Origin of the sequence: Streptomyces sp. NPDC057137, assembly GCF_042670825.1 — a bacterium.
Lineage (GTDB): Bacteria > Actinomycetota > Actinomycetes > Streptomycetales > Streptomycetaceae > Streptomyces.
On record NZ_JBHUUW010000034.1, the window covers coordinates 40,868 to 62,297 of the forward strand.

At 71.7% G+C, this 21,430-nt stretch carries 18 protein-coding genes; 8 read left to right on the plus strand and 10 right to left on the minus strand.

What is annotated here, in order from left to right; translation table 11 throughout:
• Window positions 1-4: 4 nt before the first annotated feature.
• The 7 genes from ACFT9I_RS24695 to ACFT9I_RS24725 all read right to left on the minus strand — a co-directional run bounded on the left by ACFT9I_RS24695 (window position 5) and on the right by ACFT9I_RS24725 (window position 10,187).
• Window positions 5-1,084, minus strand: coding sequence for a Zn-dependent alcohol dehydrogenase (locus ACFT9I_RS24695; protein WP_382567538.1), 1,080 nt, complete (start codon window positions 1,082-1,084; stop codon window positions 5-7).
• Between the two features lie 19 nt (window positions 1,085-1,103).
• Window positions 1,104-2,516 (minus strand): aldehyde dehydrogenase family protein, encoded by a 1,413-nt coding sequence (locus ACFT9I_RS24700; RefSeq protein WP_382567540.1) that lies wholly within the window; start codon window positions 2,514-2,516, stop codon window positions 1,104-1,106.
• A gap of 140 nt (window positions 2,517-2,656) precedes the next feature.
• Complete coding sequence (locus ACFT9I_RS24705; protein WP_382567541.1) at window positions 2,657-4,021, minus strand: ABC transporter ATP-binding protein; 1,365 nt, start codon at window positions 4,019-4,021, stop codon at window positions 2,657-2,659.
• A gap of 214 nt (window positions 4,022-4,235) precedes the next feature.
• Entirely contained in the window at window positions 4,236-5,579 is a 1,344-nt protein-coding gene (locus tag ACFT9I_RS24710; RefSeq protein WP_382567542.1) for an MFS transporter, read from the minus strand.
• Window positions 5,579-7,015 (minus strand): CitMHS family transporter, encoded by a 1,437-nt coding sequence (locus ACFT9I_RS24715; protein ID WP_382567545.1) that lies wholly within the window; start codon window positions 7,013-7,015, stop codon window positions 5,579-5,581. Before ACFT9I_RS24715 ends, ACFT9I_RS24710 begins: the two co-directional genes overlap by 1 nt.
• A 138-nt stretch (window positions 7,016-7,153) precedes the next feature.
• A complete protein-coding gene (locus ACFT9I_RS24720) occupies window positions 7,154-9,391 on the minus strand; it encodes a molybdopterin oxidoreductase family protein (protein ID WP_382567547.1) in 2,238 nt (745 codons plus the stop codon).
• A 127-nt stretch (window positions 9,392-9,518) separates the two neighbouring features.
• Window positions 9,519-10,187, minus strand: coding sequence for a TetR/AcrR family transcriptional regulator (locus ACFT9I_RS24725; protein WP_382567549.1), 669 nt, complete (start codon window positions 10,185-10,187; stop codon window positions 9,519-9,521).
• Window positions 10,188-10,451: 264 nt separating this feature from the next.
• Here ACFT9I_RS24725 and hmgA point away from each other — a divergent pair, with 264 nt between their 5' ends.
• The 3 genes from hmgA to ACFT9I_RS24740 all read left to right on the plus strand — a co-directional run bounded on the left by hmgA (window position 10,452) and on the right by ACFT9I_RS24740 (window position 13,859).
• Window positions 10,452-11,801, plus strand: a complete 1,350-nt coding sequence (gene hmgA, locus ACFT9I_RS24730; RefSeq protein WP_382567550.1) for a homogentisate 1,2-dioxygenase — start codon at window positions 10,452-10,454, stop codon at window positions 11,799-11,801.
• Between the two features lie 13 nt (window positions 11,802-11,814).
• On the plus strand, window positions 11,815-12,564 hold the full coding sequence (locus tag ACFT9I_RS24735) for a GntR family transcriptional regulator (RefSeq protein WP_382567551.1): 750 nt from the start codon (window positions 11,815-11,817) through the stop codon (window positions 12,562-12,564).
• Between the two features lie 89 nt (window positions 12,565-12,653).
• Window positions 12,654-13,859 carry a type ISP restriction/modification enzyme gene (locus ACFT9I_RS24740; RefSeq protein WP_382567553.1) on the plus strand — a complete coding sequence of 402 codons (1,206 nt, stop codon included), beginning with the start codon at window positions 12,654-12,656 and terminating at the stop codon, window positions 13,857-13,859.
• Between the two features lie 53 nt (window positions 13,860-13,912).
• Here the strand turns inward: ACFT9I_RS24740 and ACFT9I_RS24745 are convergent, their stop codons facing one another.
• A complete protein-coding gene (locus ACFT9I_RS24745; RefSeq protein ID WP_382567555.1) occupies window positions 13,913-14,626 on the minus strand; it encodes a TetR/AcrR family transcriptional regulator in 714 nt (237 codons plus the stop codon).
• A gap of 77 nt (window positions 14,627-14,703) precedes the next feature.
• Between ACFT9I_RS24745 and ACFT9I_RS24750 the strand changes: the two genes are divergently transcribed.
• Together ACFT9I_RS24750 and ACFT9I_RS24755 are read left to right on the plus strand one after the other, a co-directional pair.
• Window positions 14,704-15,696, plus strand: coding sequence for an ATP-binding cassette domain-containing protein (locus ACFT9I_RS24750; protein ID WP_382567556.1), 993 nt, complete (start codon window positions 14,704-14,706; stop codon window positions 15,694-15,696).
• Window positions 15,693-16,475: an ABC transporter permease gene (locus ACFT9I_RS24755; RefSeq protein ID WP_382567558.1), complete on the plus strand. Its 783-nt coding sequence runs from the start codon at window positions 15,693-15,695 to the stop codon at window positions 16,473-16,475. Before ACFT9I_RS24750 ends, ACFT9I_RS24755 begins: the two co-directional genes overlap by 4 nt.
• 231 nt (window positions 16,476-16,706) lie before the next feature.
• On the opposite strand, the gene ACFT9I_RS24760 is transcribed toward ACFT9I_RS24755, so the two are convergent.
• Complete coding sequence (locus tag ACFT9I_RS24760) at window positions 16,707-16,970, minus strand: hypothetical protein (protein WP_382567560.1); 264 nt, start codon at window positions 16,968-16,970, stop codon at window positions 16,707-16,709.
• 267 nt (window positions 16,971-17,237) lie between these two features.
• Window positions 17,238-18,041, minus strand: a complete 804-nt coding sequence (locus tag ACFT9I_RS24765) for an SGNH/GDSL hydrolase family protein (protein WP_382567562.1) — start codon at window positions 18,039-18,041, stop codon at window positions 17,238-17,240.
• 610 nt (window positions 18,042-18,651) lie between these two features.
• On the opposite strand from ACFT9I_RS24765, the gene ACFT9I_RS24770 reads away from it, so the two are divergent.
• The 3 genes from ACFT9I_RS24770 to ACFT9I_RS24780 all read left to right on the plus strand — a co-directional run bounded on the left by ACFT9I_RS24770 (window position 18,652) and on the right by ACFT9I_RS24780 (window position 21,376).
• A complete protein-coding gene (locus tag ACFT9I_RS24770) occupies window positions 18,652-19,509 on the plus strand; it encodes a glycosyltransferase family 2 protein (protein WP_382567602.1) in 858 nt (285 codons plus the stop codon).
• Entirely contained in the window at window positions 19,506-20,537 is a 1,032-nt protein-coding gene (locus ACFT9I_RS24775; RefSeq protein WP_382567565.1) for a glycosyltransferase family 2 protein, read from the plus strand. Before ACFT9I_RS24770 ends, ACFT9I_RS24775 begins: the two co-directional genes overlap by 4 nt.
• A 74-nt stretch (window positions 20,538-20,611) precedes the next feature.
• Window positions 20,612-21,376, plus strand: a complete 765-nt coding sequence (locus tag ACFT9I_RS24780) for a polysaccharide deacetylase family protein (RefSeq protein WP_382567605.1) — start codon at window positions 20,612-20,614, stop codon at window positions 21,374-21,376.
• Window positions 21,377-21,430 lie beyond the last annotated feature (54 nt).

Sequence of the window (21,430 nt, forward strand, 5' to 3'; positions counted from 1 at the left end):
GTACTCAGAAGACGATCAAAGCCCGGCCGCCACGTCCGGCGACCATGTCGTCGAACGCGGCCGGGATCCCGTCCAGCGTGATCCGGGTCGTCACCAGCGAGCCGAGGTCGAGGCGGCCGGCCCGGACATGGTCGGCGATGACCGGCAGATCGCGGACCGGGTCGCAGTTGCCGTACACACACCCCGACAGCGCCCGGCCCCAGTGGAACAACTCCAGCGCGTTGAACGTGACCTGCTGGTCCTTGCCGCCGATGCCGACGACCGTGGTCCGGCCGCCCCGGCGGGTGGACTCCCAGGCCGTGCGGATGGTGACGGCGCGGCCGACGCACTCGACGGCGACATCCGCGCCCTGCCCGTCGGTGAGCTTACGGACGTCCTTGGCCGTGGTGGCGGAGGCGACGAGATAGTCCGTGGCTCCGGCCGCCCGCGCCAACTCCTCCTTCTCCGGGGAGACATCGACGGCGACGATCGTCGACGCCCCGGCGATACGCGCGGACTGGAGCACCGCCAGGCCGACCCCGCCCACGCCGAAGACCACGACGGTCTCGCCCGCGCGCACCCGGGCGGAGTGGTGGACGGCGCCGTATCCGGTGAGGACGGCGCAGCCGAGCAGCGCCGCGTCGGTGAGCGGGATGCCGTCGGGGGCCGGCAGGACGCAGTTCGCGGCGACGACCGTCTCCTCGGCGAACGCGGCGACGTTCAGGCCGGGATGGAGCTGCGTGCCGTCGGCCGTACGGGCGTGGATCCCGCCCGCGCCGGTCAACGCCGAGGCGCAGAGCCAGACTTCGCCGAGCCGGCAGTGGTGGCACTCTCCGCAGGACGGCGCCCAGTTGAGTACGGCACCGTCGCCCGGCGCGATGTGGGTGACGCCCTCGCCGACGGACAGGACCGTGCCTGCGCCCTCGTGGCCGAGGACGGCGGGGACGGGCAGCCGCATGGTGCCGTTGGTGAGGGACAGGTCGGAGTGGCAGACCCCGGCGGCGGCCAGGCGGATCCTCACCTGGCCGGGGCCGGGCTCGGGCAGTTCGATGTCGGTGATCTCCAGCGGAGCTCCGACGGCGGGCAGGACGGCGGCGCGGACCACGATCGGTTTCTCTCCCGGCTCAGAACTGGAGGGACTTGGTCTGGAGGTACTCGGCGAGTCCGTGCGGCCCGAGTTCCCGGCCGACGCCCGACTGCTTGTAACCCCCGAACGGGGCAAGGGGGTTGAACCGGCCGCCGTTGATGTCGACCTGGCCGGTGTCCATCCGCCGCGCGAAGGCGACGGCCTCGTCCTCGTCGCCCGCCCAGACGGCGCCGGCGAGACCGTAGACGGTGCCGTTGGCGATCCGCAGGGCGTCGTCCTCGTCCTCGTACCGGAGGATGGACAGGACGGGGCCGAAGATCTCCTCCTGCGCGATGCTCATCTCCGGCGTGACATCGGCGAAGACCGTCGGGGCGACGAAGTAGCCGGTGTCGTGCGGCGGTTGGGCTCCGCCCGCGACCAGCCGGGCGCCCTCGGCGACGCCCTTCTCTATGTAGCCGCGCACCCGGGCGTGCTGTGTCGCGTTGACGACGGGGCCCAGACGGCACAGTTCGTCGTGCGGGTCGCCCGCGCGGTACGAGGCGACGGCCGCCCCGGCGGCCTCCACCGCCTCGTCGTACCGGTCGGCGTGGACCAGCATCCGGGTCCACGCGCTGCACGTCTGACCCGAGTTGGTCATCACGTTGGCGACACCGGCCTTGACGGCCTTGGCGAGATCGGCGCTCGGCAGGATCACGTTGGCGGACTTGCCGCCCAGCTCCAGCGCGACGCGCTTGACGGCCGCTCCGGCCGTGGCGCCGATCTGCCGGCCGACGGCGGTGGAGCCCGTGAAGGAGACCAGGTCGACGTCCTCGTGCGCGGCGAGCGCCTGCCCGGCGACGGCGCCGATCCCGGTGACCACGTTGACGACGCCCGCGGGCAGGCCCGCCTCGTGGACGGCCTCGGCGAAGAGCTGTGCGGTCAGCGGGGTGTCCTCGGCGGGCTTGACGACGATCGTGCAGCCGGCGGCGAGCGCGGGCGCGACCTTGGCGACTATCTGGTGCAGCGGGTAGTTCCAGGGGGTGATCGCGCCGACGACGCCCACCGGCTCCATCAGCACCGTCGAGTTGCCGATCCGCTCCTCGAAGGCGTAGGAGGCGGCGAGTTCGGCGTACGAGCCGGCGACGAACACCGGCACCGAGGCGTGCACGGCCCTCGACAGCCGCAGCGGCGAGCCCAGTTCGGCGGTGACGGTCTCGGCGATCTCCTCCTTGCGGGCGGCCAGCGCGTCCCGCAGGGCCGTGAGCCGCGCGGCGCGTTCGGCGGGCGGGGTGGCCGCCCAGCCGGGGAAGGCGGCCCGGGCGGCACGTACGGCGGCGTCGACGTCCTCGGCGATGCCGGCCGGGACCTCCGCGATGACCTGCTCGGTCGCCGGGTTGACGACGGCGATGGTGTCGGGGCCGGCGGCGGGCCGCCACTCGCCGCCGATGTACATGCTGTCGTGTGCCTTCATCGCTGGTTCCTCCCGGGGGACTGCCGCGCGCGGCCGCGGTTGGGCGTCGTCACATCCCAAACTAGCGATGATAGTTTTCCGGCGCCAGGGACCTCGGGAGTCCCGAACGTCACATCCCGGTGGGGTCACCAGTCGTGGGATCACATGTCGAGGCCGGGCATGTCCATGGGCGCGGGACAGATCCGCTGTCCGTAGTGGTCGAAGACGTAGAGATGCGCCAGGTCGACCAGGAGCGGCACCTGCGCCCCCGTACGCAGGCGCATGTCGGGCCCGGTCCGTACGACGAGATCGCTCGCCGTGATCGCGGGGCGGTCGGGGGTGTACGTGGCGGGGGTCTCCGGCTCCGGGTCGTCCAGCACCACGACGGGTCCCGAGACATTGGCGGGCACCCGGCCGGGGACATGCGCGGCGGCCCGTTCCCTCAGCCGTTCCAGGACGCCCGGTCCGGCGCGGCGGCGGCGCGGTGCCGTCCTCGGCCGGGGCGACTCCAGGTCGGGCACCACGGCGGGCTGCGAACCGGTGTTGAGATGCACCAGCGCCTCGTGCCCCTGGTACTCCATGTGCTCGACGATGCCGCTCAGCGCCACCTCGCCGGGGCGCGCCTGGCTCGGCGGGGCGATGCGCGCCGCCTCGGACCGCAGCCCGACGATGATCTGCCGGCCCTGCTGGATCCGGAGCAACTGGTGGTCGGGGCTGAGCGGTTCGGGCAGTGGCAGGCGCTGGCGGCCGAGGTCGATCGACATCCGGCCTTCGAGGGGCGCGTAGACGACGGCCTGGAGCAGATTGATGCGCGGGGTGCCGATGAAGGCGGCGACGAAGACGTTCCGCGGCAGCGCGTACACCTCGCGCGGTGAACTGACCTGCTGGAGCACGCCGCCGCGCATCACGGCGACGCGGTCGCCGAGTGACATCGCCTCGGCCTGATCGTGTGTCACATAGACCGTCGTGACGCCCAACTCGGCTGTCAGCTGGGCTATTTCGGCCCGCAGATGGTTGCGCAGCTTGGCGTCCAGGTTCGACAGCGGCTCGTCCATGAGGAAGGCCGAGGGGCGCCGCGAGATGGCGCGGCCCATCGCGACGCGCTGCCGCTCGCCGCCGGAGAGCTGGCTGGGGTAGCGGTCCAGGACGTTCTCGATGCCGAGCATCCGGGCGGTGGCCTCGATGCGCTCCGAGCTGTCCTGCCGGGGGTTCTCCAGGCGCAGGGGGAAACCGATGTTGTCGCGGTTGGTCATGCTCGGGTAGAGCGCGAAGTTCTGGAACACCATCGCCATGCCGCGCTCCCGGGGCGGCATCAGGTTGGAGCGCTCGCCGTCGAGCAGCAACTCCCCCTCGGTGATGTCCTCCAGACCCGCGATCATGCGCAGCACGGTGGACTTGCCGCAGCCCGAGGGACCGAGCAGCACGACGAATTCACCGGGGTCGATGTCCAGAGAAAGCCGGTCGACGGCACGTGTGGCCCGTCCGTACACCTTGCTGACACTGTGCAGAGAGATGGCGCGAGTCATGAGGGTTCCGCCCGGAAGGTGAGGTTGAGCGCCTGCGGAGCCTGAAGTTAGCCGACTACGCGGGGTCAGGGAATGACTTGCGACGGCACAGGTGGCAGCTGGGGCGATACACGGCGGGTACACGGCGGAGGCGGTACGGCAGATGCAGGGGGCGGCGTCCGGACAGGAGTCGTAGGACCTGTCGTTCAGGGGGCCGATACGGGCCGACACGGGCTCAGCGGCGGTCGCGGCGCTCCTGGGCGGACACGGGCGGTTCCTCAAGGGCCTTCGCCGGAGCGGGAGTTGGGGTCGCCGGAGCCGCCGGGGCCGGTACCGGATCGCGTGGAGTGCTCCGTACCCCGAGGCCCGCCGCACCCAGCAGCAGCACCCCGAGCATCATGAACGGCGCGCCGGTGCCCGCGACTCCGGCGACGAGCCCGGCGGACGCGGGAGCGGCGACCTGCCCGAGGCGGTTGCCGGTGAGCCTGAGGGCGAGGGCGGTGGAGCGGGCCTCCTCGGGCGCGGCCCGGACGACGGTCGTCATCGACAGCGGCTGGCCGACGCCGAGGCAGAAACCGAGCGCCACGAGCATCAGGGCCAGCCCCCACACCGGCACGGGCAGCGCGATCCCCGCGCACAGCAGCCCGCCGAGCAGACAGGAGACGGTGAGCAGGACCGTACGGCCCACCCGCTGGATCATCGGTGTCATCACCAGACGGCAGGCGATCGCGGCGGCGGCCCGCAGGCTCAGCAGCACCCCGATCGTCGTCGGGGAGATGCCCCGGTCCTCACCGATGACCGGGAGGTACGCGGTGAGGATGTCCGTCGCGGAGAGCACGGCCAGGCTGACGAAGATGCCGCTGGGGACGCCACGGGTGCGCAGGATGCGCCACACGGACACCTTGCCGGGCCTGGGCGGGCGGGACTTCCTGCCGGGCTTGCCCTTCCCGTCCTGCCGGCCCTGCCCGCTCCGCTTGCCCTTCCCGTCCGGCCCGGCGGCCGGCGTGAGCGGCGCCTCTATCCGCCGCAGGCAGGTGAGGGAGACGGCCGCGACCCCGGCCGATACGACCAGGGCCAGCGCGCTCGTACGCCCCATCGCCCCGTCGTGGCCGGAGACCAGCAGCCCGGCGGCGACCGGTCCGACGAGCTGGCCGAGCGACGCGCCGATGGTGAAGTGGCCGAAGTTACGGTCCTGTTCGGCCGGTGAGCTGCGGCGCGCGACGATGGACTGCGCGCCGATGACGAAGCAGAGATGGCCGAGGCCCATCACTCCGCTCCAGGCGGCGAGCGCGGCCAGTGACCCCGCCGTACCACTGAGGCCGCAGCCCACGCCGATGAGTACGGCGCCGACGGCGAGGAGCGGAACGCAGCGCCCCCGGTCGGTCCTGCGCCCCAGCGGTACGGCGGCGAACAGCGGCAGCAGCGCGTACACACCGGCGATGACGCCGACCGCCCGCTCGTCGGCGCCGAGCGCGAGGGCCCGGTAGGAGACGGCCGGCCGTGCCATCGACACGGCGGCCTGGGAGAAGGCGAAGGCGATGACGAGGCGGAGCAGCCAGCGTCGGTCCCCCGCCGCCATCAGATGATGCCGAAGAGGATCGCGGCGGCGAGGACGACGAGCGAGGTGAGTACGGCCCATTTGACGGTGAACTTGGTGTGGTCGCCGAATTCGACCTTGGCCATGCCGACGAGGACGTACACGGCGGGGACGAGCGGGCTCGACATGTGGAGCGGCTGACCGACGATCGAGGCGCGGGCGACCTCCAGCGGGGAGACGCCGTGCGCGGCGCCGGCCTCGGCGAGGACGGGCAGGACGCCGAAGTAGAAGCCGTCGTTCGACATGAAGTATGTGAGGGGCAGGCTCAGTACTCCGGCGACGATTCCCATGTGCGGGCCCATGCCCTCGGGGACGGCGCTCACCAGCCAGTCAGCCATGTGTTCGACCATACCGGTGCCGGTCAGGACGCCGGTGAAGACGGCTGCCGCGAAGACCATGCCGGAGACGTTCAGCACGTTGTCGGCGTGGGCGGCGATCCGGGCCCGCTGGTCGGTCATGGAGGGGAAGTTGACGGTGAGGGCGAGTGCGGCGCCGAGCAGGAAGAGGACCGGGATGGGCATGAGCTGCATGATCATCGCGGTGAGCAGGACGAGGGTGAGTCCGGCGTTGAACCAGTAGAGGCGGGGGCGCAGGGTCGAGCGGTCGGGGTCGAGGCCCTGGAAGTCGTCGTCGTCCGCGGGCTCCTGGACGTCGGGGCCCTTGTCGCCGGAGGCGCTGACGCCATCGGTGCCGCCGGCGCCGCCGCCTTTACGGGTCGGCTCGACTTCCTTGGCAGCGCTGCCGCCTCCGGCCTCGACCAGCACGGTCTCGGTCACCGGCTCCAGCACCTCGTCCAGCGTGAGCATGCCGAGACGCTTGCGCTCCCGCAGCCCCAGGACGTAGGCGAGTACGAAGACGGCGAGCAGTCCGACGGCGAGCGCGGGGATCATCGGGACGAAGATGTCGGTGGCGTCCACCTTCAGCGCGGTGGCCGCCCGTGCCGTGGGGCCGCCCCAGGGAAGGGTGTTCATGACGCCGTTCGCCGTGGCGGCGACACCGGTCAGCACGACCAGGCTCATCTTCAGCCGCTTGTAGAGCGGATACATCGCCGAGACGGTGATCATGAAGGTGGTCGAGCCGTCGCCGTCGAGCGAGACGATCGCCGCGAGCAGGGCCGTACCGACCACGATGCGCATCGGGTCGGCCTGGCAGAAACGCAGGATGCCCCGCACGATCGGGTCGAAGAGACCGACGTCGATCATCACGCCGAAGTAGACGATGGCGAACATCAGCATCGCCGCGGTCGGCGCCAGTTCGCCGACTCCCTCGATGACGTAGTCCCCCAGGTTCGCGCCCTGGCCGACCAGGACGCAGAAGAGCGCGGGGATCAGCACGAGCGCCGCGATCGGGGACATCTTCTTCGTCATGATCAGCACCAGGAAGGTGGCGATCATGACGAATCCGAGGATTGTCAGCATGTGGGGTACCTCACGTTCACCGTTGAACTCCCACCCGGATCGGCGGTGCGGATGACGTTAGGTGCCGTTTCCTCGCGTTAACAAGGTGTTGACGTGCGAGCAATACGCGCAAAACCCCAGGTCAGCGAAGGGTGCTGGTCAGGCGGGGGCCAACTGGACGGGAAAGCCGTTGAGTACGGACGTCCCGGACAGCGGGTCGCGCCGGCTTCCGTCGAGCAGTTGGTTGACGTTGACGCCCGGCCGCGCGTGGGCCACCGCCATCCGCGTGCCGGGCCGGTCGTGCCCCCAGCCGTGCGGCACGCTCACGACCCCCGCCCGGACCGTGTCGGTGATCTCCACGGGGATCGTGATCTCGCCCGCCTCCGTGGTGATACGCGCCGGTCCGCCGTCCGCGAGGCCGAGCCTCGCGGCGTCGGCGGGGTGGACCTGGACGGTGCAGCGGTTCGAACCGCCGTTGAGCGTCGGCACGTTGTGCATCCAGCTGTTGTTGGAGCGCAGATGCCGGCGTCCGACGAGCACCAGGGACGCGGGGACGTCGGTGAGCGCGGCGCGCAGCCGGGGCAGGTCGGCGGCGATCGGCTCGGGGAGGAGTTCGACGCGCCCGCTGCGGGTCTTGAGCAGTCCGGGGATCCGCGGCTTCAGCGGTCCGAGGTCGATGCCGTGCGGCCGGTCGGCGAGCCGGGCGAGGGTGAGCCCCGCCGGGTCGGCGCCGAAGCCGTCGCCGTACGGGCCCAGGCGCAGCATCAGGTCGAGCCTCCGCTGAGGACCGCCGGGGCCGTTGAGCGCGGCGGCGAGTTCTTTCGCGTCGCGCCCGTGCACGGGTGACAGCGGGTCGGCGACGGCCTTGGCGAGCGTGCGGTCGATCACCTGGTCGTCCACGGCCGAGGGATCCGTCCCGTGCATCCCGCCCACGGCCAGCACCAGCCGCGCCTGGATCTCGCACTCGTCCATCAGCCCTGCCTCCAGGGGGACGGCGGGCGGGCTGTAGCGGACCTGGTTGCGTACGGCGAAGCCGTTGAAGGCGAAGTCGAAGTGGGCGCTGCGGGAGGGCGGCGGCGGGGGCAGTACGACGTCCGCGTGCCGCGACGTCTCGTTGAGGTACGGGTCGACGCTGACCATGAAGTCCAGGCCGTCCAGTGCCCGGTCGAGGCGGCTGCCGTCGGGCGCGGAGAGCACGGGGTTGGCGGCGAGGGCGATCACCGCGCGGATCCGCCCGTCGCCGGGCGTCTCGATCTCCTCCGCGAGGACGGCGATGGGCAGTTCACCCTTGGCCTCCGGGTGGCCGCCGACCCTGCTGGCCCAGCGGCCGAGCGCGAATCCCTTGCCGGGGGCGGCCGGGCGGGGCGCGTGGTCGGTGGCGGAGAGCGGGAAGAGGGCGCCGCCCGGCCGGTCGAGGTTCCCGGTGAGGGCGTTCAGGACGTCGATGAGCCAGCTGGCGAGCGTGCCGTACTCGACGGTGCAGCTGCCGATGCGTCCGTAGACGGCGGCGGTGGGCGCCGCCGCGAGTTCGCGCGCGAGGGTACGGATCTCCTCGGCGTCCAGGTCGCAGGCCGCCGCGACGCCGTCGGGCGTGAACTCCCGTACCGCCGAGTGGAGTTCATCCATTCCCTCAAGGTGGCCGGTGAGGGCGCCGGGGTCGGTGAGCCGCTCCTCGAACAGGACATGGACGAGGGCGGCGAGCAGCAGGGCGTCGGTCCCCGGCCGGATGGCGAGGTGCCGGTCGGCGAGGCGCGCGGTGCGGGTACGGCGCGGGTCGACGACCGTGAGGGTGCCGCCGCGCCGGCGCAGGGCTTTGAGCTTGCCGGGGAAGTCGGGCGCGGTGCAGAGACTGCCGTTGGAGTCCAGCGGGTTGGCGCCCAGGAGCAGCAGATGGTCGGTGCGGTCCAGGTCGGGCACGGGAATCGCGAGGGCGTCGCCGAAGAGCAGACCGGACGAGACGTGTTTCGGCATCTGGTCGAGGGTGGAGGCGGTGAAGAGGTTACGGGTGCGGAGGATGCCCAGCAGGACGGGCGGATAGAGGGCGCCGGCCATGGTGTGGACGTTGGGGTTGCCGAGGACGACGCCGACGGACTGGGGGCCGTGCTCCTCGATCAGCGGGCGCAGCCGGGCGGCGATCAGGTCGAACGCCTCGTCCCAACTGCCCTCCCTCAGCTCGCCGTTCACCCGGATCAGCGGGGTGCGCAGCCGGTCGGGGTCGGCGTCCAGCTCTCCGAAGGAGGCGCCTTTGGGGCAGATGAAGCCGTTGCTGAACACGTCGTCGCGGTCGCCGCGCGCGCCGGTGACCGTGGTCCCCTCGATGGTGAGGGTCAGTCCGCAGGTGGCCTCGCAGAGGGGGCAGACGCGCAGGGCGGTGCGGGCGTGACCGGTGGGCGGCATGGGTCCTCCAGGGGCGGCGGCAGCGATGGCGCACGGGCTGCCGCCGAGCATACCGACCGGTACGGATGAGGGAAGGGGGTCCGCCGGTGGCGCACGCCTTGAGGTGCCGCGGCCCGGTCCCCTCAGCTCAGCCCAACGTCCGCGCCAGATACGCGCGGACCAGCTCCCGCGTCTCGGCGATGATGTCCGGATCGCCCGACGCGTCCGTACGGAAGGCGAGTTGGAACAGCGCGTCCGCCGCCTCGACGGCGACCAGGACCATCCGGCACAGCGCGGGATCCGGGGCACGGCGCAGCTGCGCGGCGAGCAGCGTGGCGAGACGGTCCGCGACGCGGTGGTTGGCGTCACGCACCGGCTCGCCGTCGGCGGCGGCCGGGGCCGGTGCCGGGGCCGGACCGGGCGGGCCCGCCGGGATCCTGGCGCCGAAGTCGACCAGACCGAAGCCGGGCACGGTGCGCTTCATGGCGAGGTACTCGTCCAGCATCGCGTCGATCGCGGCCCGCCAGTCGGCGGACGGGATCGCGGCGAGCCGGCGCTCGACGCGTCGGGCGTAGCTGTCCAGATTCCGCCGGGCGAGCGCGTCGGCCATGGCGCGCTTGTTGCCGAAGAAGCGGTACACCGACCCGATGGGCACGCCCGCCCTGGTGGCGACGGCGCGGGTGGACAACTCCTCGTAGCCGGTCTCGTCGAGCAGTTCGGCGCAGGCGTCGAGGATCCGGGCGAGACGGGCCGCGCTGCGCCGCTGCACGGGGACCCTGCGGAGGCCGTCGTGGGTGCCGGCGCTGACTCCGTACACGGGCTGGCCCACCCTTCGGCGAGATGTGCGGTGGTTGCGGCTCTTCGAGTCTCCCTTGTGGCGGGCCGCCGTTCGAGACGGCGCGACCGTACTTCTGTTCGTACAGGCGTCTCTTTCGGACAACGTGATCCAACGTGCCTGTCCCCGTTGACGTGCCAGCGACGGAATCCTACGGTGGAGCATAGGATTCACCGTCCGGCAGCACTGTCCGGCAGTACAGCGACACGACCGGTGGCACGACGACCGGCGACACGGGGAGCGACGATGAGCGGCATCGAGCAGGCGAGGAAGACCGCCGAGGGCCTGGCGTACGCCACCGGCTTCGGCAACGAGCACAGCTCGGAGGCCGTACCGGGCGCCCTGCCCGTGGGACAGAACTCGCCGCAGAGAGCCCCGCTCGGCCTGTACGCGGAGCAGTTGAGCGGCAGCGCGTTCACCGAGCCCCGCGCGCACAACCGCCGTTCCTGGCTCTACCGGATCCGCCCGTCGGCGGCGCACCCGCCGTTCACCCGGACCGACAACGGCACCCTGCGCGGCGCGCCGTTCACCGAGTCCGTGCCCGACCCCAACCGGCTGCGCTGGAACCCACTGCCGGCCCCCGCGCCCGGCACGGACTTCCTGGCCGGCCTCTGGACGCTCGGGGGCAACGGCGACGCCGCGCAGCGCACGGGTATGGCCGTGCACCTGTATCACGCCAACTCCCCCATGACCGACCGGGTGTTCAGCGACTCCGACGGTGAGCTGCTGATCGTGCCGGAACAGGGCGGGCTGCTGATCGTCACGGAGTTCGGCCTGCTCGCCGCCCGTCCCGGCGACGTCGCGCTGATCCCGCGCGGCGTGCGCTTCCGGGTCGAGCTGCTGGACGACACGGCGCGCGGATACGTCTGCGAGAACTACGGCCGCCCGTTCGTCCTCCCCGACCTCGGCCCGATCGGCGCCAACGGCCTGGCGAACGCGCGGGACTTCCTCGCTCCCGTCGCCGCCTACGAGGACGTCGAGCGCCCGACGGAGGTGGTCAACAAGTTCTGCGGGAACCTGTGGACCGCGACGTACGACCACTCCCCGCTCGATGTCGTCGCCTGGCACGGCAATCATCTGCCGTACGTCTACGACCTGCGCCGGTTCAATGTGATCGGCACCATCAGCTACGACCATCCCGATCCGTCGATCTTCACGGTGCTGACGTCGCCGTCCGACACCCCGGGCCTGGCGGGAGTCGACTTCGTCGTCTTCGCGCCGCGCTGGCTGGTCGGTGAGAACACCTTCCGGCCGCCGTACTTCCACCGCAATGTGATGAGCGAGTACATGGGCCTGATCGAGGGGGCGTACGACGCCAAGGCGGAAGGCTTCGTCCCCGGCGGCGGTTCGCTGCACAACATGATGTCGGCGCACGGGCCCGACCGGGAGACGTTCGACCGGGCCAGCGCAGCCGAGCTGAAACCACAGCGGATCGACGACGGACTGGCGTTCATGTTCGAGACGCGCTGGCCGGTGACCGCCACCGCCCAGGCGGCCACGGCCGGACACCTTCAGTCGGGTTACGACAACGTGTGGCAAGGTCTGGAGCGCCACTTCAGGCCAACTTCCGGCCCGGCCCCCACCGACAGACCCTGACCCGGAGCCCGCCGTGACCGCATTCGCACCCGATTCGCTGGTCCTCAACCGCAAGCTGCCGCTCTGGTACCAGGTCTCGCAGTCTCTGCGGGCCTCCATACTCGGCCGGCGCCCGCACGATCCGCTGCGCCTGCCCACGGAGGAGCAGCTGGCCGGGCACTACGGCGTCAGTGTCCTGACGATGCGTCAGGCGCTCAAGGAGCTGGAGCAGGAGGGCCTCATCAGCAGGCACCGGCGGCGCGGCACCTTCATCGAACCGGGCGCCCGGCGCGGTGCGCCCCGCCGGCTGCTCGGCTCGGTCGACGCGGTCGTGGCCCAGCAGTCGGGCGAGCGGACGGCGGTGATCGGCCACGGCCGGGCACCGGTGCCCGGCGAACTGGCCGAGTACTTCCCGGGTGTCGACGAGGTGGCCCTCTACCGGCGGCTGCGCCGCGACGGCGAGAGCGGCGAGCCGACCAACTGGGCCGAGAACGCGCTGCGTACGGACGTCGCGGACCGGCTCGATCCGGACGATCTGGAGCGCTGGCCGATGACCAAGGTGCTGCGCGACGTGCTGGGGGTGAAGATCTCCCGGATCACGGACACGGTGGAGGCCACGCTCGCCGACCCGGCCACGGCCGACCTGCTCCAGGTGCCGCTGCTCAGCCCGATCCTGCACTACACGGGGGTCACGTACGACGCGGACGGCCAGGTCGTGGACGTGGCCAGGATCCGCTACCGGGGCGACCGTTTCTCCTTCTCGGTCACGATGGAGACGGACTGACGCGACAATCCGGCTGAGCCACTGCCCGGCAGGCCCGGTCGGTACGCTTTCGCCGACGGCACGCAACGGACCGGGAGGGGTGTGCCCGTATGACGGCCCCGATGACGGCCCCGCTGCTCAGCGACCTCATGCCGTGGTCGGTGGCGCCGCTGCGGCTCGGCCGCGGCTGGATCCTGGCCCCCGACGCCGCCTCGCTCACCGCGCGCTGGGACACGCTGATACGGGCCACGGGAGCCGAGCGTACGGCGCTGTTCCGCCCGACCCGGTCCCGTACGCCGCAGAGCGCGGTCACCGCGCTGCCGGGGCAGCTCACCGGCACGGGGAGGTTCGCGCGGGAGTCCGGGCGGTGTCCGACGCCGCTGCGGGTGGGGCACGGCCCGTTCGACGAGCGGTATCTGATCCCGGACCACCGGCTGATCGACGCGGCCAGGCCGGAGCTGTGGCGGATCGCCGACGAGCGTCAACTCTTCGCCGTGGAGCAGGGGCTCGTCCCCGGGGCCGCCGGTCCGGCGCTGCTGGTGAGCGCCCTGCTGCCGGACGGCCGCTCCCCCGCCGGGCGGCCCGGCCGGATCCGGCCGCTGTTCCGGCGGCCGGGCGGTGCGGAGCCCAATCTGACGCCCGGACTCGTGGAGTCGCTGACCGCGCGCCTCGGACACGAGGTCACCGCGCGCCAGTTGCTCGACTGGGCGGTCGCGGCGGCCCGGCCCTCGCCGCGCGGCTGCGTGGTCCCGCTGACCGCCGACCCGGACCTCTGGACCACCGGCGTGGCGCTCGGCGCCCAGCTGACCGGCATCCAACTGCGCGGCGCGCGTGGCGGGGAGCGCCATCGGCTGCCGGGTGGCCGGCGCCCTTACGTACGCGCCGCGATCCCGGCACGGCCCACGACAATCGTTTACGGCTCCGAGGACGAGACGCTCCACCTGGGTGACGGCCGGATCTCACCCGTGCCGGCCGAGGCGTGGGACTTCCAGGTCGGCGGCGTCCGGATGATCGAGCTGTGGTTCGAGCGGCGCACCGCGCCCCCGGAGCCGGGCACCCTGGAGGCGATCGGCCCGCGCGCCTGGCCGCAGGAGTGGACCTCGGAGCTGCTGGAGCTGATCACCGTACTGGCGCTGCTCGCCGAAGTGCGGCCTCGGCAGCGGGAGTTGCGCGAGGCGCTGGACGACGGGCCGGTGATCGGTACCGACGAGCTGCGGGCGGCGGGTGTGCTGCCGGTACCGGACCCGGCCCGGCGCCCCGCCTCCGTACTCGACCACCACGAGGAAGGACCGGACGGCCAGTTCGCCCTGATCTGAGCCGTGCTGACGGCTCGTCAGCGGGACAGCCGTCAGCCGTCAGCCGTCAGCCGTCAGCCGCTGCCGAACGAGTCCAGCACCCGGCTCAGCGCCCGGTCGAAGACGGCCTCCATGTCGACCGGCCCCGAGTCCTCCGCGAAGGCCGCCGCCAGCCGGGGGTACTGCCCGGTGGCGATCTGCTTCTCCAGATACGCCATCCGGATCTCGTGCTCCCGCTCGGCGGACCAGGGCAGTGAGCGGGTGCGCTCGGCGGTCTGCAGCTCGTTGGCGACGTAGGTGGTGACGACGCCGTTCACCATGGCCACCAGCTCGACCTTGCGCCCGTACGGAAGGTCGAGCGGGTCCAGACACCACAGGCTGAATTCGAGGAACTTCATCGTGTTCGGGCTGAAGCCGTAGGCCGACTGCATGAGGCGCGACATCCACGGATGGCGCCGCATGATCGCCCGCGCCCGGTGGGCGAGCGTCGTGAGATCGGCGCGCCAGTCGCCGGTGGGGCGCTCCGGCAGGTCGTGCTCCTCGGCGACGAGGTCGACCATCAGCTCGTACAGGTCCTCCTTGCGCGGCACGTAGTTGTACAGCGACATCGTGCCGCAGCCCAGCTCCCCGGCGACCCGGCGCATGGAGACGGCGTCCATGCCGTCGTCGTCCGCGACGCGTACGGCGACGGCCGCGATCTCGGCGCGGGTGTGCGCGGGCCTGGGGCCACGGGCGGCGCGCTCGGGACGCGACCAGATCACTTCGGGTTCAGCAGGTCGCCCCGCCATCGGTCATCACCTCGTCCGCCATTCTCCCCCAGAAGCCTAGTTACGTACACCGTACGTAGTGGGGTACGGTGAGCCGTATGAATACTACGTACGCCGTACTTAGTGAGGGTCTGGAGAAGCGGTTCGGCGCGGTCCACGCCCTGCGCGGCCTGGATCTCGCCGTCGCGCGGGGCACGGTCTGCGGGGTGCTGGGGCCGAACGGCGCGGGCAAGACCACCGCCGTTCGCGTCCTCACCACGCTCTGCGCACCCGACGCCGGATCCGCCCGCGTCGCCGGGCACGACATCGTGAGGGAGGCGGCGGCGGTCCGCGCGGCGATCGGCGTCGCGGGCCAGTACGCCTCCGTCGACAGCGAGTTGACCGGCCGGGAGAATCTCCGGCTGTTCGCGAAACTGCTCCGCCTGCGCGGAGCGACGGGCCGGGCCCGCGCGGACGAGCTGCTGGAGCGGTTCGAACTCACCGACGCGGCCGACCGGGCCGCCCGCACCTACTCCGGCGGTATGCGCCGCCGCCTCGACCTGGCGTCGAGCCTGCTCACCAGGCCCCAGGTGCTCTTCCTCGACGAGCCGACGACCGGGCTCGACCCGCGGAGCCGCGGCCAGATCTGGACGGCGGTGCGCGAGCTGGCCGCCGAGGGCACGACCGTCCTGCTCACCACCCAGTATCTGGAGGAGGCCGACCAACTGGCCGACGACATCGTGCTGATCGACCACGGTAGGGCGGCGCACCGGGGCACACCCGCCCAGCTGAAGTCCCGTATCGGGTCGTACGCCGAGGTGGTGGTGGCCGACGACGCCACGGAGACGGTCTTCCTCACCGCGGCGGGCGTGCTCGACCAACTCACCGGCGCCGAGCCGGTGATCGACCGGGGGCGCCGGGCGGTGGGCGCCGTGGCGACCGACGGGGCGCTGACCCTGCCCCGGATCGTCCGCGAACTGGACGCGGCCGGGGTGCCGGTGGTCGACGCGAGCCTGCGCCCGCCGACGCTGGACGAGGCGTTCCTGCGGCTGACCGGCGGCGCGAGCGCGCCCCGTACCGCCCGCGGGACGACCGAGGAGCGCGCCGCGTGAGCACAGTCGCCCACGACAGCACGGCCGTCCTCGGCCGCCATCTCCAGCGCATCCGGCACTCCCCCGGCGTGGTGATCCTGACCCAGACCATGCCGATCACGATGCTGCTGTTCTTCGGCTTCGTCTTCGGCAGCGCGCTCGCGACTCCGGGCCAGGAGTACCGGGCCTTCCTGGTGCCGGGGCTGCTCGCGGCGACGGCGGCCGGCGGCATGATGACCGGCATGTTCCAGTCCGCGCAGGACGCGCAGCGCGGCGTGATGGACCGGTTCCGCACGATGCCGATGAGCCGGGTCGCCGTACCGCTGGGCCAGACAGCGGCGGATCTGCTCACCACGGTGGTCGGCATGGTGCCGCTGGTGCTGGTGGGTCTCGCGGTGGGCTGGCGGATCGAGGGAGGTGTGCCGGGCGCGCTCGGGGCCTTCGGTCTGCTGCTGCTCTTCCGCTTCGCGGCCAACTGGGTCGGCGCGTATCTCGGGCTGCTCATCCGCAACGAGGAGATCGCCGGTCAACTGGGCAGCGTCACCTTCGTGCTGCCGCTGCTCTCGAACGCGTACATCCCCACGGAGGGACTGCCGGGCTGGCTCCGTGTCGTCACCGAATGGAATCCGATCAGCGCGGTCGCCGCCGCCGTACGCGATCTGTGCGGCAACGCGCCGCCGAGCGCCGACGCGGCCTGGCCGCTGGCCAATCCGGTGGCGGGGGCGCTGCTCTGGGGTCTGCTGATCCTGGTGGTGTTCGTGCCGCTGACGGTCCGCAGATACACCGGGAACGGCGCATAGCCGCTCGCTCCCGTACGCCAACTGCCGCTGTCCCGTTGCCGATTGCCGCCGGTTCACTTTGCCGGGTGGTGAGATGGCGGCACCGCTGGGGACAGTCCCGGCACTCGGCGAGCACACCGACGCACCGCCGCCGGCCCTGGGAGTGACGGGCGAGCGGAGAGCGGCGCTGCGTCGGGACGGCGTGATCGTCCGAGCGCTGTCCGGGGGTCGGCGACCGCCGACCGGCTGAGATCAGCGGCGGCTGCCGAAGAGGGACCGTCGCAGCCGCCGGAGCGGTGCGAACAGGGAGACACGCGCGCTCTTGCTCTTACGGGTCCGTACCTCGTCCCGCGAGGTCAACTCCCGCATCAGCATCGTCGCCTCGGCCGTCTCGCGCTGCGGGACGGCGGGGCCGCCCAGCACCGACAGATGACGGTCGAGCCGTGAACTGGTCGCGCTGCTCCCACATGTGATGGCAGGGACTCGCGCCCTGCTGTGCACCGTTATCTGATCCATGTCACTCCCCACCCGTACGAGGGCACCCGGCTCGGGCAGGTTAACCCTATCGCCCCCATGCGACACACGTGTATCCCGCCTCAGGGATTGACAGCACCCGTTGGGGGATGGCAGTCCGCCCGGTGAATCCATTGTATTCCAGGGCGAGTTGGACAATCGACCACCGGACAGTTCGATCGGATCGAACGTCGATGCCTGTCCGCCCGCCCCGAGGGACGGACGGACAGGCATCGGCCCGGCGGTCAGTTCGTACGATCCGCGATTGGGTCAGACGGCCGAAGAGAAGGCCGGCAGATAACCACCCGACTGGCCCTGGGCCGTGGGGTGGTAGGACTCGCCGATCGGGAACGTGACGCTGTGCAGCCACGTCGACGGCGAGCAGATCTCGTGACCGGTGAAGGGACCGGTGACGTCCGCGAAGCGGTAGCCGTGGTCGGCGGCGCGCTTGGCGAGCAGGGTGTTGAGGTGGTCGGCGGCCCCGTTGATGGCACTGCGCTCGACCTCCGACAGGCCCACCACGCAGGTGCCGCTGAGCTGGTAGAAGCGCGGGTAGCCGATGACGACGACCTCGGCGGCCGGCGCCTTGGCGCTGATCGCGTTGTAGACGCTGTCCAGTTGGCCGGGCAGCGTGTTGTCGACGTAGGCCCGCGCCGTGTTCACGCGCGCCACGCAGCTGGCCTCGGACTGGAGGACACAGGTGGTCATGACGTCGGCGAAGCCGGCGTCGTTGCCGCCGACGGTGATGCTGACGAGGTCGGTCCCCGAGTTCACCGGGCCGAGCTGACTGCCGGTCACATCACCCGTACGAGCGCCCGAGCAAGCGGTGAAGGCGAACGACGAGGGTGCGTTGGCGGCGGCCCACAGGGACGGGTAGGCCTTGTTGCTGCGCTTGCAGTTGCCGCTGGCGCTGTCGTAGGGCCCGGCGCCGAGACCGGACGAGTAGGAGTCGCCGAGGGCGACGTAGTCGAGTGCCGCGGCCTCGGCCGCCTGGACCTGGCCCGCGCCGGTGAACGCGAGAACGGCGCCGAGCAGGAGCGTGGACGAGAGCGCGGCGAATCTGGACAGCTTCATGGAACCTCCATTGAGCAGGATCTCTGCTTCAACGTTCGTACCAGGCACAGGACTTCACTGGAAGTGCCCATGCCAAGTAGATCCGGTGACAAATTGCAGATGGACGCGCGTATACCGCTCGAACTGGCTCGAAACGGGGGCGCGTCACGTAACGGATCGAGTAAATCCGAACAGGGAGGTTCCGGAAACCACCGTCGAAGTAAGGCCAAATAGCAAATAGGCACGGTCATGTCGCAGCCCTTGCCATACAGTCGTAAGTATCAATACCTTCGGACATCCACCCGCATCGGTCCGTCATGGAGAGCGACTTCAGGGGAGGGCTCAGAAGTCGCGGCGGCTCCCGGCGCGGGGCGCGGTAGGGGGGTGCCGCGCGGCGCTCGAATCTCGTCAACTCACCTGGCAGGCACGGAGATCCACGCTGTCACGTACAGGGTGAGAACCCCCCTTTCGAACCGGCACATCATCCGGACCGCCCGGGGGCGGGCGGTCCACCGGTGGAGAGGGAAAAGATCCCGTGAGTTCATTCCTGCGCCCGGCGACCCCGGGCGAAGATCCGTTAGCCGTGTCGTTTTCCGCTGACGTTCTCGACGACCAACTGCTTGACAACCAAATGCTCGACGAACAACTGCTCGACGAACAAAACATTTCCGGCCGTTATCGGCCGGTCTCCTCGTATCTCGCGATCGCGCCGCCGGTGAGCGTGGTGATCCCCGCGATGAACGAGGCGGAGAATCTGCCGTACGTCTTCAAGACGCTGCCCGACTGGATCCATGAAGTCGTCCTGGTGGACGGGAACTCCACCGACGGCACGGTCCGCGTCGCGCGGGAGCTGTGGCCGGACGTCAAGGTCGTGGAACAGCGCGGCAAGGGCAAGGGCGACGCACTGATCAGCGGCTTCGCCGCCTGCACCGGCGACATCATCGTGATGATCGACGCGGACGGCTCGGCCGACGGCCACGAGATCGTCAGCTATGTGTCGGCACTCGTCTCGGGCGCCGACTTCGCCAAGGGGTCGCGGTTCGCCAACGGCGGTGGCACGGACGACATGACGCCGATCCGCAAGCTCGGCAACCATGTGCTCTGCTCGGTCGTGAACGCCAAGTTCGGCGCCCGCTACACCGACCTCTGCTACGGCTACAACGCCTTCTGGCGGCACTGCCTGGACCGGATCACCCTCGACTGCACCGGGTTCGAGGTCGAGACCCTGATGAACATCCGGGTCGTCAAGGCCGGTCTGAAGGTGCAGGAGATACCGAGCCACGAGTACGACCGGATCCACGGCGTGAGCAATCTCCGGGCCGTACGCGACGGGCTGCGGGTCCTGAAGGTCATCCTCCGGGAGAAGGGCGTCCCGAGGGCGGCGCGGCGCCGGCCGCGCGGCGTCCGGCCGGCGCTCCCCCGGCCGCTCCCGCTCACCGTCCGGACGGGCCTCACGGGGCCCGTCGCGAGCCAGGGAGAGGTGTCTTGATCGACCGTCACCTCCACCGCTCGTTCTCCGTGGTCGTCTGCGCGTACACGGAGGAGCGCTGGGAGGACACCCTCGCCGCCGTCGACTCCGTACGGAGCCAGTCGATGCCGGCCACGGAGACGCTGCTCGTGGTCGACCACAACGAGGCGCTGCTGGACCGGCTCCGCGCGCGGTACGCCTCCCTGCCCCCGGCGGACGGCGGGGAGGTGCGGGTGCTCGCCAACGCGGGCCCCCGCGGCCTCTCCGCCGGCCGCAACACCGGAATCGCCGCCGCACGAGGCGAGTTCGTGGCCTTCCTGGACGACGACGCCGTCGCCGAGCCCGACTGGCTGCGGTACCTCGCGGCGGGTTACGGCGATCCCCGGGTGATGGCCGTCGGCGGCAGGACACTGCCCGCCTGGTCGTCCGGGGGCCGGCCGGCCTGGTTCCCCGAGGAGTTCGACTGGGTCGTCGGCTGTACGTACCGGGGTCTGCCGCCCGGCAGGGTGCGGGTCCGCAACGTCCTGGGCGGCAACGCCTCGTTCCGCCGTACGGCGTTCGACTCCGCCGGGGGCTTCGCGACCGGCATCGGGCGGGACGGCGACAAGCGTCCGCTGGGCTGCGAGGAGACGGAGCTGTGCATCAGGCTCAGCAGGGCGCTGCCGGACGCGGTGCTGCTGATCGACGACCGGGCGGTGATCCACCACAAGGTGCCCCGGGCGCGTACCCGGTTCGGGTACTTCCGCACCCGCGCGTACGCCGAGGGGCTCTCGAAGGCCCTGGTGGCGCGAAGTGTCGGCGCGGGCAAGGGACTTGAGTCCGAGCGGCGCTATGCCACGCGGGTGCTGCCCGCGGGGGTGGCGCGCGGGCTGCGCGACGCGGTGCGCGGGCCGGGGCGCGGGCGCGGCGGCGCGGGGCGGGCCGGTGCGATCGTGGCCGGGGTGCTGACGACGGCGGCGGGCTATCTGGTGGGCAGCGCCCGGGCGCGCCGGGGCGCGGTGACGTTCTCGTCGGGCCCGATCACGCCCGCCGCGTCGGTGTCGGCGTGAGTCCGGGCGCGGAGGGGCCGGTACCGGGCGGTGAGGAGCCCGTACCGAGCACGAAGGAACCCGTGCCGATCCTGATGTATCACGCGCTCGCGCACCGGCCGGCCCCGTCGGTGCGCGCCCTGTCCGTGTCGCCCGACGCGTTCGCCGAGCAGCTGGCGCTGCTCGGCGAGCGGGGGTTCACCCCGCTGACGACGGCCGCGCTGGCCGCCGTCTGGCGGGGTGGGGGGCGGCTGCCGGCGCGGCCGGTGCTGATCACGTTCGACGACGGTTACGAGGGCGTGCACCGGCACGCCCTGCCGGCCTTGGCCCAACACGGCTTCGCGGCCACCCTGTTCGTCTCCACCGGGTGGCTGCGCGGCCCGTACGACGAGGGCGGCGCCCTCGACACGATGCTCGACTGGGACCAGGTGCGCCAACTGGCCGCCGCAGGCGTGGAGATCGGCGGCCACAGCCATACGCACCCGCAGCTGGACCAACTGGACGACGGTCGTCTCGGCCACGAGGCGGCACGCTGCCGGGAGATCGTCGCCACCGAACTGGGCGCGGCACCGGTCTCGTTCGCGTACCCGTACGGCTACTCCACCCACCGCGTACGCCGCGCCGTGCGGGCGGCCGGCTTCACGCAGTCACTGGCCGTGGGCAACGCGCCGGCGCGCCGGGCGCAGGGCCCGTACGCCCTGAAACGGCTCACGGTGCGGCGCTCCACGGGGATCGACGAGTTCGAGCGCCTGATCGGCCGGTCCCTCGGCCGCGTCTTCGCCGCCGACCGTGCGCTGACGAAGGCGTACGCGGTGGTGCGGGGCGCCCGCCGGGCCGCGCGACGGATCGGCGAGGGCTGACGAGGACCGAGGAGGACCACGGAGCGAGCGGGGCGTCCCCGGGCAAAACACCGT

Bases quoted from the DNA above. Each gene is read 5' to 3' on its own strand.
- ACFT9I_RS24700 (WP_382567540.1), bottom strand. From the start codon at position 2,516: ATGAAGGCACACGACAGCATGTACATCGGCGGCGAGTGGCGGCCCGCC.
- ACFT9I_RS24705 (WP_382567541.1), bottom strand. From the start codon at position 4,021: ATGACTCGCGCCATCTCTCTGCACAGTGTCAGCAAGGTGTACGGACGG.
- ACFT9I_RS24710 (WP_382567542.1), bottom strand. From the start codon at position 5,579: ATGGCGGCGGGGGACCGACGCTGGCTGCTCCGCCTCGTCATCGCCTTC.
- ACFT9I_RS24715 (WP_382567545.1), bottom strand. From the start codon at position 7,015: ATGCTGACAATCCTCGGATTCGTCATGATCGCCACCTTCCTGGTGCTG.
- ACFT9I_RS24720 (WP_382567547.1), bottom strand. From the start codon at position 9,391: ATGCCGCCCACCGGTCACGCCCGCACCGCCCTGCGCGTCTGCCCCCTC.
- hmgA (WP_382567550.1), top strand. From the start codon at position 10,452: ATGAGCGGCATCGAGCAGGCGAGGAAGACCGCCGAGGGCCTGGCGTAC.
- ACFT9I_RS24740 (WP_382567553.1), top strand. From the start codon at position 12,654: ATGACGGCCCCGATGACGGCCCCGCTGCTCAGCGACCTCATGCCGTGG.
- ACFT9I_RS24745 (WP_382567555.1), bottom strand. From the start codon at position 14,626: ATGGCGGGGCGACCTGCTGAACCCGAAGTGATCTGGTCGCGTCCCGAG.
- ACFT9I_RS24750 (WP_382567556.1), top strand. From the start codon at position 14,704: ATGAATACTACGTACGCCGTACTTAGTGAGGGTCTGGAGAAGCGGTTC.
- ACFT9I_RS24760 (WP_382567560.1), bottom strand. From the start codon at position 16,970: ATGGATCAGATAACGGTGCACAGCAGGGCGCGAGTCCCTGCCATCACA.
- ACFT9I_RS24765 (WP_382567562.1), bottom strand. From the start codon at position 18,041: ATGAAGCTGTCCAGATTCGCCGCGCTCTCGTCCACGCTCCTGCTCGGC.
- ACFT9I_RS24770 (WP_382567602.1), top strand. From the start codon at position 18,652: ATGCTCGACGAACAACTGCTCGACGAACAAAACATTTCCGGCCGTTAT.
- ACFT9I_RS24780 (WP_382567605.1), top strand. From the start codon at position 20,612: ATGTATCACGCGCTCGCGCACCGGCCGGCCCCGTCGGTGCGCGCCCTG.